We start from the raw sequence: 17,476 nt of genomic DNA on the forward strand, positions 1-17,476 counted from the left end.
GGCCGAGATGTCGTCCAGGATGTGCGAGAGCGGCTCGTCGCCCTTGGCCTGGGTGGAGTTCTCGACGCACTGCTGGTTCTGCGGCGCGGAGAGGATCGGCACGTCCTGCAGGACGCCGACGGCGCCGACACCGGCCAGACCCTGGAGGTTCAGCTTGGCCGGCAGGCCGATGCAGGGCTTGTTGAAGGAGCCCTGGATGAGCGCCAGCTGCGGGCTCATGTTGCCGTACGTGGCGGAGTTGCCGAACGCCTGGGAGGCACCGTTGCCACTGGCGGAGGTGGTGCCGTGGTCGTTGCCGGTGGCCAGGGCCGGCGAGGCGGCGACGGCGGTGGCGCCAGCCACGGAGGCGGCGACAGCGGCGACGGCCAGAACCTTCTTGATCACTTGTGATTCCCTTCTGGAGAAACCCCGTCCACCGGAGCCCACTGGTCAACTCCCCCCGACGCGTTTGGTTGCTCCGCTTCACTCCGATGGCGCACGGTCCGGTAATCCCCGAGGCCGCCGCGGGCGCGCGGCCGTAACCGGAATTCCGGGCGGCGAACCGGTCCGATCGGGTGACGTGCCGCACCCCCGCCGAAACCATTCCGGATGCGGGCGGTTGATGCGGGGGCAGGAACGTGCGTCTTGCGCACGGAGCCAGGAAAGGAAAGCGAAATGCTGAAGAAGGCAATGGCCGCGGCGGCGGTCGCCGCGTCCGTCGTAGGTGTGTCGGCGGCGGCAGCCCCCCAGGCGCTTGCCACCGGCAACGACCACGGCACCACCTCCGCCAGCGGCAACGGCGCCCACGAGAAGTTCGGCAACCAGGTGACCAAGGGCAAGATGAGCCCGCAGGCCACCCTGGTGCAGGGCTCGCTCAACAAGCTCTGTGTCGGTCTGCCCGCGAAGGCGAACCTCCAGGGGATCCTCGGCCTCATCGCCGCTGTCGGCGTGGCCCAGGACGTGCCGGTCCTGTCCGCGCCGCAGAACCAGCAGTGCGCCGAGAACTCCACCCAGGCCAAGGGCGACGAGCCGGTGTCGCACGTTCTGGACGACATCTCGGCCCTCTCCGCCAACGGCGTCGCCAACCAGTGACCCCGGTCTCGTGAAATCCGCCCGGGTGGCGTGCGAACGCACGCCACCCGGGCGGATTTCGCTGCGTTCGGCCATTTCCTGCCGGGCGTTCGAGTGAATTACCCGGCGGCGCGCGTTCCGTAGTTTCTTCGGCCCCCTATTTCTCGTTCTACAGTCTGCCGGTCATGATGCGAGCCATTCATGCTGTGCTCGCTCGGTTTCGGCCGTCATACGGGCATGACCGCAGAGAAGGGAAAGTTCATGAAGAAGACCGCTGCTGTCGCTGCCGGTGCGATCCTGGCCCTGGCCGGTGCCGTCCCGGCCTTCGCGGACTCGGGTGCCGAGGCTGCTGCCGTCGCTTCCCCGGGCGTTCTCTCCGGCAACGTGATCGAGGTTCCGGTCCACGTTCCGGCCAGCGTCTGCGGCAACACCGTTGACGTCATCGCGCTGCTGAACCCCGCGTTCGGTAGCGCCTGCGCCAACGACTGACGACGTCAGCGCAGCGCACCAGCCGTCCGGCTGTGTCACGGCCGGCCTCGGACCGTCGATCCTTCGCATCCGCGCTCCGAGGCCGGCCTTTCCACTTCTGAGCAGGAAGACAACGAGATTGCGACAGACCCTCAGCAGGGGACTGGTCGTGGCCGCCGCCGCGACCGGCATTCTGTCCCTGTACGCCAGTCCCGCGCTCGCCGACACGGACGCGACCGCGGCCGCCGGCGGTTCACCGGGTGTCGTGTCCGGCAACAACGTCCAGGCTCCGGTGAACGTCCCGGTCAACGTGTGCGGCAACTCGATCGACCTGGCCGCCGTGTTGAATCCGGCCCTCGGCAACTCCTGTGCGAACGCGTCGGATTCCGACGAGCACACCGGCGACCGGGCGGACGAGACGTCCTACGGCGACTCGGGCGACGACAGCTCGGGCTACGGCAGTACGGATTGCGACGCGGGCTACGGCGCCGAAGGCTCGCCCGGCAACACCCCGCCCCCCTACGGCGGAGAGACCTCGCCCCCCTGCGGCGAGACGCCTTCACCGACCCCGACGCCTCCGTCACCGACCCCGACGCCCCCCTCACCGACCCCGACACCTCCGCCACCGAGCCGGACACCCCCGCCGCCGAGCCCGACGCCTTCGTCGCCGAGTCCGACACCTCCGCCCGGCGGCGGACACCACCAGGGATCCCCGCCCACCCTGCCGCACACCGGCAGTGACCGTGAGGCCATGATCGCGGCCTCGGCCGCCAGCGCCGCACTGATCGCAGGCGGCACGATGCTGTACCGACGAGGCCGAGCCGCGTCTCGCCGGTCCTAGGGTCCGCCCTGGTCAGCCGGGTGCCGGACGCCTTCCTCAGGGTCCGGCACCCGCGTCCGTCAGTTCCGCACCACGTCGGGTGCCGGCTCGCGGAGGTCCGCGTCGACACCCCAGCCGGCCGGGCCCGAGCGCAGCCGCCGCCGTACCCCACGCACCAGCGTGTCCGCGGTGAACGTGGCGCCGTGCACGAAACGCATCGCCGGGCCGAAGCCCGCGGCCGTGATCAGACCGGCCAGGAACAGCCCGGGGTACGACGACTCGAAGCCCCGGCCGACCTCCGGCGCCCCGTCGGCCCCGGTCACCAGCGTCGTACGCAGGTCGTCGGCCAGGAGTCCGAGCCGCTCCCGGGTCGTCCTGAACCCCGTGGCCGCGATGACGTGTTCGGTCTCCAGGGTGTCCGCCCCGCCGCCGCGCACGGCGGTGTCCAGGCGCACCCCGCCCGCGGTGGCCCGGGCCGCCGTCACCTCGCGGCCGAGCAGCACCTCCACCCCGGACTCCACCCGCTCCCGCACCCACCAGGCGCCGGCCGGGCCGAGCGCGGTGGCCGCGATCCGCGCCCGGGTCGGCTCCGCGAGCCGCCGGTACAGGCCGGGGCGCTCGGAGTAGAACCAGTTGCGCCAGCCGGGTCCGAGACCGCTGTGCGGGGCGCGCGCCGACTTCCACCAGGGGCGCTCCCAGGGCGGCGGCACCTCGTTCCAGTACAGCTCTTCCGCGCGCACCAGCACCCGTACCCTGCTGCCCTGTTCGGCGAGGAGTGCGGCGGTCTCCAGGGCCGCCTGGCCACCGCCGATCACCGTGACGTCCCGGCCGCGGAAGCGGTCCAGGTCGGCGTGGTGGCTGCTGTGCGAGACCAGGTCGGGGGAGAGGCCGTGCAGCGCGGACGGGATCTCGACGAACGGCAGCACGCCGACGGCCAGGGCGACGGTCCGGCCGTGCAGGGTCTCGCCGTCCTCCGTCGTCGCGTCGAAGCCGCCGGTACGGGGCGCGATCCGGGTGACGGTGCGTTCGTCCACGGGCGGGGCGGCGTTGCGGGCGAACCACAGCCCGTACTCGGTGAACATGTCCAGCGGGATCGGCCGCCCGTGCCGGGCCTCCACCCCCCGGCCCGCGCAGTACACGTCCAGCCGCCAACGCGCCTCGGGGTCCGACAGGTTGGAGGCCCACGGTTCGGACTTGAGGAACATCCCGCGGGGCATGTGGTCGCGCCAGGACGCCATCGGGCGGCCGAAGACACGGACGTTCAGCCCCGCTGCCGCGGCGTGGGACGCGATGGACAGGCCGTACGGGCCCGCGCCCACCACCAACAGGTCGTACATCAGCAGCTGCTCGCTTTCTCGTCGTCGGACCGGTCGGGCAGACCGGCGAGGCTGGAGACACCGGACACTCCGGAGAGCTCCTCGTCCAGGACGGCCGGGCGGCGTTCTCCGGCCGGCTCCCCGGCCTGGCGGACCACGACGGAGTTCGGCCGCGGGACCGGGGCCGTGCCGGGGCGCAGCCGGCCGAGGAGCCGGCCCGCCACGTGCCGGCACCACAGCGCCCACATCGCCAGGCCCGGCCCCCGGTCGTCCGGCGCGCTCCAGGCCAGCTCGCGCCCGTGCGGGGCCGGCCGCAGCGCGCTCAGCGGCGCGTAGTTCTCCACCACGAACGACCGTCCGGCCAGCGGTGCCCCGGCGATCAGTGGACGGTGGGTCAGATCCAGGTGCAGGGCGCGTACGACGTCCAGGCCCGCGCCGTCGGCGAAGAGCCGGAACTGCGCGCCCGGACGGGGATTGAAGTCGAGGAGGTGGTAGCGGCCGGTGCTGCCGCAGCGCCGGAAGTCCAGATCGAAGATGCCCCGGAAGCCCAGTTCGCCGGTGAGCCGCTCGGCCAGTCCCTGGACCTGCGGGTTGGGCGTCCACTGGCCGACCGCCGTCAGGCCCGCCCCGCGCGGCCAGGACCGCTGCTTGCGGCCGGGGCCGCCCGCGCGTACCGCCCCGGTGCGGTCGGCGTAGCCGTGGAAGAACCAGTCGCGGTCCGGACCCGGCGGCAGGAACTCCTGCAGCAGCAGCCTGCTGCCCGCCTCCTCGGCCCGCAGGAACAGCTCCCGTGCCTCCCGCGCCGAGCGCACCACGACCGTGCTGCGCAGCCCGGACCCGGCCGGGACCAGCCAGGGCCGGCTCCACTTGGCGACCACCGGAAGCCCGAGCCGCCAGACGGCGGAGGCGGCCTGTTCGGCGCTGTCCGGGACGAGGGTCCGCGGGTGCGGGATCCCGGCCGCCGCGCACACCTCGGCCAACTCGGCCTTGTCGGCGACCCGCTCGGGAAGCAGGGCGGGCTGCTGCGGCAGCAGGTAGGCGGGTGCGAGATCCTCGCGGTGCCGGCCGACCGCGATCGCGCTCGCGTCGTCCATCGGGATCAGCACCGCCGGACGGGCGATCCGCGCCGCCACCCGGCGCAGCACGGCCACGATCTCCGCGGCGGACGCACCCGGCGCCGGCGGCGGATGCAGCTGCCGTACGAAACGGGACCTGCCGACCGGACTGCCGGTGGAATCGGCGACCAGATGGACGTCCACGCCGGCCCTGCCGAGCGAGCGCACAGCCCCGAGGGTGCCGTGGTGAAAGGGATTCCGGTCGATCCGCAGCAGAACCGCGGGAACCCGGATGTCTAGCAGCGACACGGACCTTTTCCTTTGCGTCGGTTCACCCGTGCGGACGTTCGGCCCACCCGAAAGCCGCAGCCGCACTGGCGGAATTCATATTGATATGACTGAGTGTCAGTAACTGGTACTTCCTCAGCGAATGCGTGAACGGACGAGAAGAACGGACGAGAACTGGTGGAGAAAGGAGCAGGCATGGCTCCACAGCAGCGAAGACAGCCGAGGTCCCGGTCGCACCGGCGGGCTGTGGTCGCGGCGGTGGCGGCGGTCGTCGTCGCCTCGGCGACCCTGGCCACCGGTCCGGGGTTCGCCGCGGGTGCGGAGGTGGCGCTGGTCACGGACCCCACACCGGCTCCCACGCCCACGACGTCCGTCCCGGCGTCGGCGGCACCCCTGCCGGCTGTGGCGAGTCCGACACCGGTACCGGTGAGCCCGGCTCCGGTCACGCCCGCGCCCGCCAGGGCGGCGCCGCCGGCCTTCGGGGCCTTCCTGGACTCCGGGCCGCTGGGCGTGGCCCGCATGGCCCAGCTGAGCGGCTGGCTCGACGGCACCGAGCTGAAGGTCGCGCACACGTATCTGCCCGGCGACCGCTGGGCCGACATCGAGGGCGCACCCGGTTTCCTGGACGTCTGGGCGCACTGGCGGCGGGAGAAGGACGACCGGATGCTCGTCCTCAACGTGCCCATGCAGGAGCGCAACGAGGACCATGTCGGGGACGCCGAGGTCCGGTCGCTGCTGGCGCAGGGCGCCGCCGGGCGGTTCGATCAGCACTTCCGGGCCCTCGCCGAGCGGCTCGTGGAGCTGGAGGTGCCGGACACGGTCGTCGTGCTCGGCTGGGAGATGAACGGCACTACCTACACCCATCGTTGCGGGCCCGACCCGGAGGCCTGGAAGAAGTACTGGAAAAGGATCGTCACCACCATGCGTGCGGTGCCGGGCCAGAAATTCCGGTTCGACTTCACGCCGAGCCGGGGCCGCGACGCCGTCCCGTGGACGCAGTGCTACCCCGGGGACGACACGGTCGACATCGTCGGCATGGATTCCTACGACCAGCCCACCGGTCTTTCCTTCGGCGAACAGGTGCGGGAGCCCTACGGACTTCAGGACCACGTCGATTTCGCGAAGGCGCACGGGAAACCCGTTTCCTATCCGGAATGGGGCCTCTTCCGCAACGGTGACAACGCCGAGTACATGCGGCTGATGCTCGCCTGGATGGACGAGCACAAGCCGCTGTACAACACGCTGACCGACTACTGCCCGCACGGCGTCTGGCAGTGTTCGGACAACCCGCGCGCGTCGCGGGTCTACCGCTCGGCCCTCTCCGGCCGGAACGACGACGCGACCCCGACGCCGGCTCCCACCCCGGACGTCCCGACCTCGAAACCGACCCCCACTCCCACTCCTGCTCCCGTTCCCGGCACCATGCCCCCGGCCGGTTGCGCGCCGATGGACCTGGGCGACTGGGTCGAGTACTGGATGGGCGGGAAACTCTGTGTCCGCCTCGACTGGTGGTCGCGTACGCGGAGCTAGTCCTGCCGGCGTTCCTTCCATCGGTGTCGCACCTCCTTGACCCGCTGCCGGGCGGCGGCGTCGCACAGCGCCGCCGTCAGCAGCGGCGCGGTGCGACGCCGGGCCAGCAGCAGCCGCTGGTTGACGACCGGCTGGGGCCGCCAGTGGTGCTTGTACGGCTCGTTCCCGCGCAGCAGGCTCAGCGCGCCCCGCTCGCCGGCCCCGGTGTGCTGGGCACAGGCGTCGAGCAGCATCACCGCCACGTCCGCCTTGCGCTCCCGCAACTGCGGATGCGCCCCGTACAGATAGCCGCCGGCCAGGCTCGGCGACAGCAGGGTCAGATCGACGGCGACCACCTCGTCGTCCAGCCGGAACTCGGTGACCACCGCGTCCCCGGAGCGCACCATCGGCCCCACCGAACGCACCAGATGCTCCCGGAACCGCGACTGGAGGTGTTCCGTCGTCACCTTCCGCCCCTGCCACTGGAGCCGGTGCAGATCGAGGAGCCGGCCGAGCGCGGTGTCGACGCCCTCCGGCGGCACGACGTCCCGGCGCACCCCGAGCGAGCCCAGCTTGCGCAGCTTGGCGCGCACCCGCTGGGCCTGCTTCGAGGACAGCCGGGCCACCAGCTCGTCCATGGCCACGGCGGGCAGCTCCAGGCACAGCGAGTCGGGCACCTTCCGGCACGGCCCGTGCCAGCGGTCGTACACCCGCTCCACCGCGCCGCCCGGACGCACCTCACGGAAGTCGATCAGCGCCGTCCGGGCCGCCCGGGCGAGCTCCTGGGTGAGGGCGGCCGCCGCCCGGCCGTCGTCGCCGTCGGCGAGCAGCACGTCCGTGTAGTCCGAGATCGCCCCGCCCAGCGGCACCAGCGTGGGCAGCGGCCGGTGCACCAGCATCAGCGGGGCCGCGCCGACCAGTTCACCGCCGTGGCGCACCAGGACCAGGCGGAGCCGCCCGGGCACCCCGTACGAGCGCCACCAGGAGTGCAGCCAGGCGTGGCTCTGGAACGGGGTGGCCGTGCCGCACCGCCGGTACAGGCGCCCCCAGGCGGTGGCCAGCGCGGCGAAGGCGCCCTCGTCGGTGACGAGTTCGGTGGTGTGCGCGGCGAGCGTCGGGGGGGCCGTCGCCGTCACAGCTGTCCGTGCACGTCGGCGGCGACGGCCGGTCCCGGCACGGAGGCCTGCAGGGCGTTCTCCTCCGCGCGGCGCCGGGGCCGCACCAGCACCACGAGACCGGCCAGCAGCCCGCCCGCGCTCGCACCCACCAGACCGGTCACCTTCGGGGACGCCGAGGTGGGCGCGGTCGGCTTCAGGGCCCGGGAGAACTGGAGGAGCTCGACGTGCGTGTCGCCCTTGGTGTCGTTGGCGTGCTGGGCGAGCGAGCGGGCCACCGCGTTCGCCATGTCGGCGGCCTGCAGGGGGTGCGGCGAGGTGGCCGAGACGGCGACCATCGGCGCGTCCGGCGAGGTCTCCGTCTGCACGCTCTCCCGCAGCGTGTTCACCGGCACCCCGGCCCACACCTGGGCGTCCCCGAGCACCGCGAGCTGGGTCGCGACCCGGCCGTAGGCCTGCGCGAAGCCCTGCGCGGTGGCGGTGTCGGACCGGTCGGTGGGAACGGCGATGACATAGCTGGTCGCGGTGTAGCTGGGCGGCGTGAGCACGCCGTAGGCGCCGCCCAGCAGCGCGCCGGCGGCGACCCCGGCCGCCAGCAGCGACCAGGGCGGGACCGTGCGGGCACGGGCGAACGGGCGGGCTGCCCTGGTGGTGGTCTCGGTCATGGCGTACTGGCTCCCTGAGGGGTGGTGGCGAGTGCGGCCGCGTAGACGTCCATGAGCTGGGCGGCGCTGCGGGTGATGCAGTAGTGGCGGGCGGCCTCCGGCGCGATGCGCGGGCCGGACCCGGCGGCGCGGGCGGCGGCCAGCGCCTCGGCGAAGGCACGGGCGCCGCCCTCGATACGGCGGGCGCCGGGGGCGGCGGCGGCCGGCAGGTCCTCGACGGCCGGGCAGGAGCTGTAGAGGACGGGCAGCCCGGCGGCCAGCGCCTCGATCACCGCGAGCCCGAAGGCCTCCTCGGTGCAGGGCGAGGCCAGTACGTCCATGGCCGAGGTGAGGGCGGGGAGGTCCGGGTCGGCCGGGCTGTCGGAGACATACGGCCGCTCACCGGCGAACAGGACCCGGCCGGCGACCCCGGCCTCCTCGGCGGCACGGCGCAGCGCCCCCTCCTCCGCACCCCCGCCGACCAGCAACAGCCTGCAGTCCTCGGGGAGTCGGGTCAGCGCGCCGATCAGTACGTCGAACCGTTTGCCGGGCGCCAGCCGCCCGATGCCGCCCACCACGAAGGCGTCCTGCGGGATCCCGAGCCGGGCCCGGGTGCGCCGGCGCCGGTCCGGGTCGAAGCGGAACCGCTCCAGGTCGATGCCGTTCGGTACGACCTCGATCCGCGGCCCCGGCACCCCCCACCGGCGCAGCCGCTCGGCGACGGTGGGGGAGACGGCGACCGTGGACCGGCCGAGCCGTTCGCCCGCGAGGTACAACGCCCGTACCCCCGCGTTCAGCCGGCGCCCCTCCAGCTGGGTGTCACCGAGCGAGTGCTCGGTGGCGACGACGGCCCGCACGCCCGCGAGGCGCGCCGCGATCCGGCCGTAGAGACAGGCCCGGTACAGGTGGGTGTGGACGAGGTCGTAGCGGCCCCGGCGGATGAGCCGGACCAGGCGGGGCAGCGCGGCCAGGTCCCGGTTCCCGGCCATCCCGAGATGGACCACCCGCACCCCGTCGGCGGCCAGCGCGCGTGCGACCGGCCCGGGGTTGGTGAGCGTGACGACGTCGCAGGAGACGGGCAGATGGCGGAGCAGCAGCCGCAGCTGCTGCTCCGCCCCGCCGACCCCCAACCCGGTGATGACATGCAGAGTCCTCATTCACAGCCCCTTGACTGGACGGCGGCGCAGCCGGTGCAGCCGGTACTTCAGGAAGAGGCGCAGGGCGCGGTCGTTCTGGCCGATGTGCACCCGGGGCAGGGTGTGCAGGCCGGTCAGGTCGCCGGGGTCGATGGCGCAGGCATAGCCGTATCCGGCGTCCCGTACGGCGTCGATGACACGCTGGTCGACGGTCCCGTAGGGGTAGCAGAAACCGTCCACGGGGGCCTGGATCAGTTCCTCCAGGAGGGCCCGGCTGTCGGCGGTCTCGGCCCTGAGGGTGTCCGCGTCGGCCTTCGTCAGGTCGACATGGGTGAGCCCGTGCGAGCCGATCTCCACGCCGGCCGCCGCCGCCCGCCGGACCCCCTCGGCGGTGAGCAGCGGCTTGCTCGGGCCGAGCGAGTCCCAGCGGTTGTCGCTGCCGAGCCGCCGGGGCAGCACGAACAGGGTGGCGCCGCAGCCCCAGCGGTCGAGCAGCGGCAGGGCGTGGTCGAGGAAGTCGGCGTAGCCGTCGTCGAAGGTGAGCCCGACCAGCCGCCGCCCCTCGCCCCGGGCCCGGGCGGCCAGCAGTTCGGCGACCGACACCCCGCGCAGCCTCCGCCGGCGCAGCCAGCTCAGCTGTGCGGCCAGGCGGTCGGGGCTGACGGTGACCCGGTACGGATCGTCCGAGCAGTCGCCCACGGAGTGGTACATGGCGACCCAGGGGACCGGGCCCGCCAGGTTTTTGACCTTCTCGGCGGACTCAATGGAAGACGGCATGCGCGAGCCTTCGGGTGACGGTGCCTACGGAACGGAGTGCGGGTGCGAAGCCCTGGGCGTCCAGCGCCCAGCCGAGCAGGACGAAGATCGCGGTCACGGCCGTGGTACCGGCCGCCAAACCGGTGAGCGGGTCCGCGGGCCGGGCGGCGACGAAGGTGCCGACGACCGTGGCGATCACGGCGGCCCGCACCGGCCGGCTCAGCTCGGCCAGCACCCGCCGGGTACGGATCGGGACGCTGCGCGGGCCCATGCCCGACAGCAGGAGCACGGCGGTGACGGTGATGCCGGTGGCGTTGGCGGCGGCGATGCCGGTGACGCCGTACCGGCCCACCGCCATGGCGCCGATCCAGGAGGTCACGACGATCCCGGCGGCCATGGCGCCGACCGGGTACCAGGTGGCGCGGCCCGCCGAGAAGTAGGAGCGGACCAGCACCCCGACCATGGTCTGCCCGAGCAGCCCGAGTGCGTAGACGCGCATCACCGCGGCGGTGGCGGCGGTGTCCGCCGCGGTGAACGCGCCGCGCTGGAACAGGAGGTGGATGAGCTGCGGCGCACACGCCACGACCACGGCGGTGCCGAGCAGGACGACGCTCGCTGCCACCGACAGGTCCCGCTCCACCCGGCGCCGGGCCCGCTCGGTGTCGCCCTCGGCCAGCGCCCGGGCCACCACCGGGAAGGTGACCGTGCACAGCATCATCGACATCGTCATCGGGATCTGCGCGACCTTCTGCGCGTAGTTGAGGTGCGAGATCGCCCCGGAGTGCAGATGCGAGGCGAGGAACCGCTCGATCAGCACCTGCGACTGCCGGCACAGCGCGAACAGCAGCACGGTGGCCATCAGGACGACGTTCAGCGGCTCCGCCTCGGCGACCGGCTCACCGACGGCGGCCTTGACCCGGCGCCGCAACTGCCCGAGCAGCGAGGGAAGCTGTACGGCGACCATCAGCAGGCCCCCGGCCGCGACCCCGAACGCGGCCGACCGCACGCCCCAGTGGCCGCCGAGCGCGAACATCGCCGTGATGATGCCGGCGTTGTAGGCGACGTAGATCGCGGCCGGCGCCAGGAACCGCCGGTGGGCGCGGAGGGCGGCGCTGCAGTATCCGGCCAGCCCGAAGGTCAGCACACAGGTGGCGGTCAGCCGGGTGCAGTCCACGGCGAGCCCGGGGTCGCGCAGACCGGGCGCGAGCACCTCGACGAGCTGCGGGGCGCCTCCGATGAGAAGAGCGCCGACGGCTGCGAAGGCGAGGGCCAGCCTCGGCAGGGTCCCGGCGACCAGCGCCCGGACGGGGTCGCCGGGAGCCCCCTGCGCCCGCCGGGCGAGGGCCAGGCTGAAGGCGGGGATCAGCGCGAAGGCGAGCCCGTCCTCGATGAGCAGGGTCGCCGCGAACTCGGGGACGGTCCAGGCGACGAGAAAGGCGTCGGTGTCCCGCCCGGCCCCGAAGAGCCGGGCGAGCGACTGGTCCCGGACGAGCCCGAGGAGCGAGCCGACGACGGAGAAGACGGCGGTGACAAGAGCGGCCCTGGCGAGAACACGACGGGAGGAAGGCGCCCCGTCAGGGGCGCGGGGCTGTGACGTCTGCGGCTCCGCCGCGTGGGCGCGCTCGACCGCCACCGACTCGCTGTCGACACGCGACCCGGGCACGCCCGAGGTCCTGGAAGGCGTGACCGTCATAGCGAACGCCCCGCCCCCACCGGCTCAGCCCTCATCGGCTCAGCCGGTGCCGGCTCGGCCCCCACCAGGTCCGCCCCCACCAACGCCCACCAGGCCACCGTCCCGAACACCACCGCCGTCAGCACGGTCGACGGCCCGCCGATGTCCGCGTAGGCGAAGTCCACGAGCTGCCAGACCAGCAGCCCGCACCCCACCAGCGCGCAGTCCAGGCCGGCACCGCCGCGGACCCGCCACAACCCGCGCAGCCCGCACACCAGCAGCGCCAGCCAGCTGCCCGCCAGCGCCAGTGCCCCGAGCAGTCCCTGCTCGCTCAGCACCAGCAGGTACATGTTGTGCGGCGACAGCAGCGGCTGTTTCCGGAACGCGGCGCCCGCTCCCTCCGTGTCGCTCCCGGAGGACAGCGCCAGTGAGGCGTGCCCGTCCCGGTAGGCCGGGAAGTTCTTCAACCCGACGCCGGTCACGGGATGTTCGCGCCACATGTCGGTCGCCGCCGCCCACAGCGTGTAGCGGTCGACCACCGACTGGTCCGGCGCGTCGGTCACCTGCCCGATGCTGCTGAGCCGCTCCTGGAGCATCGCCGTACCGACTCCGAAGCCCCCCACCAGCACCACACCGGCGGCGACCGCGACCGCCGCGACCTTCAGCGCGCGCCGCAGCCCGGCCAGTACCAGCTGCACACCGCAGGTCAGCACCGTCGCGATCCAGGCCCCGCGGCTGAAGGACAGGGCCAGCGGCGGCAGCAGGCCGAGCACGCACACGCCCGCCGCCACCCGCTGCCGTACCGGCGAGCGCCCCAGCGCCAGCCCCAGCGCGCAGACCAGACCGAACGACACCACGGTCGCCATGCCCATCACGTCCTGCGGCCCGAACGTGCCGACCGCGCGGATCTCCTCGCCCTGGTACGACGCCCCGGTCCCGGTGAGGTACTGGTGCACCCCGACCGCGCCCTGCCACCCCGCGAGCCCCACGAACGACCAGGCCAGCAGCCGGAAGTCGGCACGGTCCCGGATCAGCAGCAGCACGGCGGCGGGGACCAGGACGAACACCTGGAGATAGCGGCCGAGGCCGGTCAGCCCGGCCCCCGGCGAGGCCGCGCCGGCCGCCGCGACGGCCAGTCCCACCACCGGCATGCCCAGTACCACCGCGGCCGTCGCCGACAGCGGCCGCCGCCGCTCCCGTACCGTCCGCACCGCGGCGTACAGCACCACCAGCGCGGACACCGCGTCCGCCGGTCCCGCTCCGCTGTCGTCGCCGGCCGGGGTGAGCGGCAGCGCGAGGACGGCGAGCACGGCGGTCGCGGCGAGGACCGGCGGCAGCCGCAGGGGCCTGGCCGGGGAGAGTGCGAAGCTCATCGTCAGCTCCCCGTCGAGCGCACGAGCGCGGCCGCGGTGCGCAGCAGGATGCAGACGTCCTGCCACAGCGACCAGTTGTCGATGTAGGCGTTGTCGAAGCGGGCCCGGTCCTCGATGGAGGTGTCGCCGCGCAACCCGTGGATCTGGGCGAGTCCGGTGATGCCGGTCCGCATCCGGTGGCGGGCCGCGTAGCCCGGGTAGGCCTGGCTGAACTGGCCGACGAAGTACGGCCGTTCGGGGCGCGGCCCGACCAGGCTCATGTCGCCCCACAGCACGTTCCACAGCTGGAGCAGCTCGTCCAGGGAGGTCTGGCGCAGGAAGCGGCAGAACGGGCTCATCTCGCGTTCGCCGGCCACGCTCCAGCGGGTCGCGGCCTCGTGCGCGTCGACCGGGCGGTGGGTGCGCAGCTTGAGCAGGGTGAAGGGGCGCCCGCCGCGGCCGATGCGCTCCTGCCGGAAGACCACGCCGGGTCCGTCGGTGAGCCGCAGTACCGCCGCGCACACCAGCAGCAGCGGGCTGACCAGGACGAGCGCCGACCCGGAGACCACGATGTCGAGGATCCGCTTGCCGGCGCTGCCGCGCCGCCGCGAGCCCATCTCGAGCCGGCGGCAGGAGAACCCGGCGAGCTGGTCGCGCATCTCGTAGGCCGGTGAGTCCGCGTCGACCTCCCAGACCACGCAGCCCGACTCGGCCAGCGCCCGCAGCAGCGGGCCCTGTTCGGTGCGGACGGCGGGGTGGACGGTGAGGACGGCCCGGACCCCGTTCTGGATGAGGGCCCGCTCGACCTCCTCGCCGGTGGTCAGCACGGGCAGCCCTTCGGGGCCCTCGGGGTGCTCGGCGACGACGCCGACCGGCCGTACGCCGAAGCCCGGGTGGCGCAGCACGGCGGCGGCGACCCGCTGGGCGGTGGCGGCGGGGCCGATGACCAGGGCGGCGCGCGGATGGCGCAGCAGGGCCAGCCGGCGGCGCCAGTGCACCAGACCACGGCCGGCGCAGGCCGCCGCCACGTGCAGGACACAGCCCAGCAGCAGGGTGCGGGCGGGCAGCGCGCGGTCCGGGTCCCAGGCGGCGAGTGCGGCGGCGAGGCCCAGCCAGACGACGGCGATCCGGCCGCAGACCGCCGGGATTTCGTCCAGGATCCCGGACACCCGCCCGCTGGGCTGCGGGCGCAGCAGTATCGCCCCGGACATCAGGAGACCGACCAGGACGGGCCGGCGTAGGGCCTCGTCGAGGACGACCGTGCCGAGCAGCGCGGCGCACAGGTCGGCGGCCAGCAGCGGCACCGGGGAGGCGGGCCGCGCGGGCGGCCGGCGCAGCGGGAACCGGAAGCCTCCGGGGGTGCGGGCCGGCAGGACCGAGACGGGCGAGAGTCCGTGTTCCCGTGGCTGCGGGCCGGGGGAGGGGACGGTGCTTTCCGCGGTCACGAGTGGATGGACTCCCTGCACTCAAAGGACATGAGCGGGCGCCCGCCGAGGAGTTCGCGGTACAGCTCCGCGACCGCCTCCGCGGTGCGCCGCACATCGTGCGTGGACTGGACGTGCCGGCGCCCCCGGTCACCGAGCGACGCGCGCAGCCCCGGGTCGAGCAGCAGCCCGGCGACGGCACCGGCCAGCGCGCCCGGCCGGCCCGGCGGCACCAGACAGTGCGCGCCGGATCCGGGCGGCAGGCTCTCGCGGGCGCCGTCGACATCGGTGACGAGCACCGGCCGGCCACAGGCCATCGCCTCCAGCGGGGCCAGTGCCATGCCCTCCCAGCGCGAGGGCAGCACCACCAGGTCGGCGGCCCGGTACCAGGGGCGGACGTCCGCGACGGCGCCGGCGAACTCGACCGAGTCGGGGGCGAGCCGGCGCAGCGCCTCGCCGTCCGGTCCGTCGCCGACCAGCGCCAGCCGGGCGCCCGGCACCCGGCGCAGCACCTCGGGCCAGGCCCGCACCAGCACGTCCTGGCCCTTCTGCGGGCACAGCCGGCCGACGCAGACGACCAGGGGCGCCCCGGGCGCGGACCGACCCGGGGTGTCCGGCGCGCCCGGGGTGAAGTGACCGGTGTCGATGCCGTTGGGGACGACGGCGTACCGGGCGCGAATCCCGGCGCGCACGCCGGTCGCGCGTTCCGCCTCGCTGACACACAGCACCCGGTGTGCCCAGCGCGCTCCCCAGCGTTCCCACCGCAGTGCCAGCGCGGCGGTGACCCCGCCGACCGCCTCGAAGGACCAGGCGTGCGGCTGGAACAGGGTCGGGACGCGGCCGCGCACGGCCAGGCGGCCGGCCAGGCCCGCCTTGGCGCTGTGCGCGTGCACCAGCTCCGGCCGCACCTCGTCGAGCAGCCGGCCGAGCCGTCGTACCTCGTCCCGGAGACCGGCGCCCGGGGACCGGTCGGCGCGCCACCCGCGCACCTCGGCGCCCAGTTCCCGCGCGGCCTCGGCCAGTTCACCACCGGGGCAGGCCACCGTGACCCGCAGACCGGCCGTGAGCTGGGCCTTCGTCAGGTCCAGGACCACCCGGGCCACCCCGCCCTCGACGGGTTGCGCCAGGTGCAGGACCCGTCGCCGAGGGTCGGTCGCTGATCGGTGCATACGCGGTATTCCTCGCTCACGGGGGGCGCTCGGGACTGCGGGCGGAAACGCGCCGCACTACTGCACGTCCACGGCGGCGAAGAGCGCGCCCGCCCACGCCGCGTCGCGCTGGGAAACGAGACGGAAGCTCAGCTGGTCACCGCCCTGCGCGAGACCGGTACCGAGATCGAACACATCCGAGTCGTAGCCGAGCGCGTTGTCGTACGCGGGCTCACGCCGGGCGCGTACCGGGCCGGGGTCGTTGATCGTGGAGTTGAGTACGTCGTCGGCCGGGTCGACGGAGTCGGCGAGCGGGGTGGGGGCACGGCCGGCGACGGAGTACGTGAGCGAGTCACCGGTGTCGCCCCGGTCGCCGTTGTAGGCCACCAGGCCCACTCGGCCGTCGGCGCCACGCGGGACACGTAGCCCGTTCAGCCGTACCTCGGCCGCCCTGTCGAGTGAGTCGAAGCCGTCCCAGAGGGCGAGCGTGCGCAGCGGCTCCGCCGGGTTCTGGTACGCCACCACCAGCGTCCAGCCACCCCAGGCGCCGGGCGCGGACCGGCCCTTGGCGGCGTTCACCTGGCCGACCGTCCACAGTCCTGGGCCGCTCGACCGGACCAGGTCGGTGATCTCCGCCGAGGCCTGGAAGGCGTCCGTGCCGCCCTCCGCCCGATGGCCGACGACCGTGTCGGCGAGCAGTTCCTTGTACTGGCCGCCGGGTTCGGCGATCAGCACCCGCCCGTCGTCCCTGGCCGGCTTCTGCTCGCCGGCCAGCAGATTGCCGCCCCAGTACAGCCGCGCGTACGTCACCCGGGAGCCCTCCGGCAGCCGGACCTCGGCGCGCGAGGAGTTGTAGGTGTGGGGGTCGTCGTCGACGTCGACGTAGAACATGTCGAAGTCCCCGTTCACCGCCGGGACCTGGCCCGCGCGCGCGGCCGGGCAGAGCGCCTCGGACGGGTCGCCGGCCGTCGCACGGCAGCTGACGGACGCGTTGGCCGCGCGGACGATGCCGCCTCGCTGCACCACGCGGTAGCGCTCGGCGAAGGGGATGCGCGGGGCCTCGGGGGAGGGCGGTGCGGCCGGAACGGTCGCCCGGGCGGTGCCCGGTGCCCAGATCGCGGCTAGGGCGAGCGCGCTCACCGACGCACGGCGCAGCGGCGGGCCCAGGGGATTGCGCATGACCGGCTTCGCCCTTTCGGGAAAGGAGGGGGAGGCGGGAAGAGTGCGATGTGATGCCAATACGGGTAGGTCAAGAGGTCCGTAACTCTAGCTTCTATCCGCACTAATCAGTCGAAACCGGGCAAGTGTGTCGGAATGGTGAAGGCAGGCTTCCGGGAGATCACTCGTTCGGCGGCACAACCCGGGCCGGTGTCGCGCGTTGACACAGCGCTGGGCATCCGCCCGAATGTTTGTTTCGACCCCAAGGAGACCTCTCCATGTCGCGTATCGCGAAGGGCCTGGTCCTGTCCACCGCCGCCATCGCGGCCGTTGCCGGCGGTGCCGGTTTGGCTGCCGCCGACAGCGGCGCGAACGGCGCCGCCGCCCACTCCCCGGGCGTGGTCTCGGGCAACGTGATCGAGGTTCCGATCCACGTTCCGGTCAATGTCTGCGGCGACACCATCGACGTGATCGGCCTGCTGAACCCCGCCTTCGGCGCCGACGACAACACCTATCTGCGCGGCTACCAGATCGCCAACGCCAACGGGGTCGTCAAGTTCGAGAC

16 protein-coding genes and 1 pseudogene are annotated in these 17,476 nt (G+C 73.7%); 5 read left to right on the plus strand and 12 right to left on the minus strand.

The window, feature by feature from the left end; all coding sequences use genetic code 11:
* Positions 1-384, minus strand: a 384-nt coding sequence (locus tag ABZ642_RS46055) for a rodlin (RefSeq protein ID WP_360497626.1), incomplete at its 3' end; no start/stop codon positions are given.
* A gap of 270 nt (positions 385-654) precedes the next feature.
* On the opposite strand from ABZ642_RS46055, the gene ABZ642_RS46060 reads away from it, so the two are divergent.
* From ABZ642_RS46060 to ABZ642_RS46070, 3 genes are all read left to right on the plus strand, one after another.
* A complete protein-coding gene (locus ABZ642_RS46060; protein WP_360497629.1) occupies positions 655-1,071 on the plus strand; it encodes a rodlin in 417 nt (138 codons plus the stop codon).
* A gap of 240 nt (positions 1,072-1,311) precedes the next feature.
* Positions 1,312-1,539, plus strand: a complete 228-nt coding sequence (locus ABZ642_RS46065) for a chaplin (RefSeq protein WP_360497667.1) — start codon at positions 1,312-1,314, stop codon at positions 1,537-1,539.
* Between the two features lie 118 nt (positions 1,540-1,657).
* Positions 1,658-2,359 (plus strand): chaplin, encoded by a 702-nt coding sequence (locus ABZ642_RS46070; RefSeq protein ID WP_360497632.1) that lies wholly within the window; start codon positions 1,658-1,660, stop codon positions 2,357-2,359.
* A gap of 59 nt (positions 2,360-2,418) precedes the next feature.
* Here ABZ642_RS46070 and ABZ642_RS46075 read toward each other — a convergent pair whose 3' ends face one another.
* Both ABZ642_RS46075 and ABZ642_RS46080 read right to left on the minus strand, forming a co-directional pair.
* Positions 2,419-3,675 carry an FAD-dependent oxidoreductase gene (locus ABZ642_RS46075; RefSeq protein WP_360497635.1) on the minus strand — a complete coding sequence of 419 codons (1,257 nt, stop codon included), beginning with the start codon at positions 3,673-3,675 and terminating at the stop codon, positions 2,419-2,421.
* On the minus strand, positions 3,675-5,018 hold the full coding sequence (locus tag ABZ642_RS46080; protein ID WP_360497638.1) for an ATP-grasp domain-containing protein: 1,344 nt from the start codon (positions 5,016-5,018) through the stop codon (positions 3,675-3,677). Before ABZ642_RS46080 ends, ABZ642_RS46075 begins: the two co-directional genes overlap by 1 nt.
* Before the next feature lie 174 nt (positions 5,019-5,192).
* On the opposite strand from ABZ642_RS46080, the gene ABZ642_RS46085 reads away from it, so the two are divergent.
* Positions 5,193-6,527 (plus strand): glycosyl hydrolase, encoded by a 1,335-nt coding sequence (locus ABZ642_RS46085; RefSeq protein WP_360497641.1) that lies wholly within the window; start codon positions 5,193-5,195, stop codon positions 6,525-6,527.
* Here ABZ642_RS46085 and ABZ642_RS46090 read toward each other — a convergent pair.
* The 9 genes from ABZ642_RS46090 to ABZ642_RS46130 are packed head-to-tail and all read right to left on the minus strand — an operon-like array spanning position 6,524 to position 16,932.
* Complete coding sequence (locus ABZ642_RS46090; protein ID WP_360497644.1) at positions 6,524-7,642, minus strand: GNAT family N-acetyltransferase; 1,119 nt, start codon at positions 7,640-7,642, stop codon at positions 6,524-6,526. The genes ABZ642_RS46085 and ABZ642_RS46090 overlap by 4 nt on opposite strands.
* Entirely contained in the window at positions 7,639-8,286 is a 648-nt protein-coding gene (locus ABZ642_RS46095; protein ID WP_360497647.1) for a lipopolysaccharide biosynthesis protein, read from the minus strand. Before ABZ642_RS46095 ends, ABZ642_RS46090 begins: the two co-directional genes overlap by 4 nt.
* Complete coding sequence (locus tag ABZ642_RS46100; RefSeq protein ID WP_360497649.1) at positions 8,283-9,422, minus strand: glycosyltransferase; 1,140 nt, start codon at positions 9,420-9,422, stop codon at positions 8,283-8,285. The genes ABZ642_RS46095 and ABZ642_RS46100 overlap by 4 nt, the downstream gene beginning before the upstream one ends.
* Entirely contained in the window at positions 9,423-10,178 is a 756-nt protein-coding gene (locus ABZ642_RS46105) for a polysaccharide deacetylase family protein (protein ID WP_360497652.1), read from the minus strand.
* On the minus strand, positions 10,162-11,790 hold the full coding sequence (locus ABZ642_RS46110; RefSeq protein WP_360497670.1) for a lipid II flippase MurJ: 1,629 nt from the start codon (positions 11,788-11,790) through the stop codon (positions 10,162-10,164). Before ABZ642_RS46110 ends, ABZ642_RS46105 begins: the two co-directional genes overlap by 17 nt.
* 56 nt (positions 11,791-11,846) lie before the next feature.
* The gene (locus ABZ642_RS46115) at positions 11,847-13,202 is read right to left on the minus strand and encodes an O-antigen ligase family protein (RefSeq protein WP_360497655.1); all 1,356 of its coding nucleotides are present in this window, start codon (positions 13,200-13,202) and stop codon (positions 11,847-11,849) included.
* Positions 13,203-13,204: 2 nt separating this feature from the next.
* Positions 13,205-14,626, minus strand: a complete 1,422-nt coding sequence (locus ABZ642_RS46120) for an exopolysaccharide biosynthesis polyprenyl glycosylphosphotransferase (protein WP_360497658.1) — start codon at positions 14,624-14,626, stop codon at positions 13,205-13,207.
* The gene (locus ABZ642_RS46125; protein ID WP_360497661.1) at positions 14,623-15,774 is read right to left on the minus strand and encodes a glycosyltransferase; all 1,152 of its coding nucleotides are present in this window, start codon (positions 15,772-15,774) and stop codon (positions 14,623-14,625) included. The genes ABZ642_RS46120 and ABZ642_RS46125 overlap by 4 nt, the downstream gene beginning before the upstream one ends.
* A gap of 57 nt (positions 15,775-15,831) precedes the next feature.
* Positions 15,832-16,932 (minus strand): DUF3344 domain-containing protein, encoded by a 1,101-nt coding sequence (locus tag ABZ642_RS46130; RefSeq protein ID WP_360497664.1) that lies wholly within the window; start codon positions 16,930-16,932, stop codon positions 15,832-15,834.
* 257 nt (positions 16,933-17,189) lie between these two features.
* Between ABZ642_RS46130 and ABZ642_RS46135 the strand changes: the two are divergent.
* Positions 17,190-17,408, plus strand: a pseudogene (locus ABZ642_RS46135) (chaplin); the annotation flags it as partial.
* Between the last annotated feature and the right edge of the window lie 68 nt (positions 17,409-17,476).

The organism is Streptomyces sp. NPDC007157 (assembly GCF_040634235.1).
Taxonomy (GTDB): domain Bacteria; phylum Actinomycetota; class Actinomycetes; order Streptomycetales; family Streptomycetaceae; genus Streptomyces.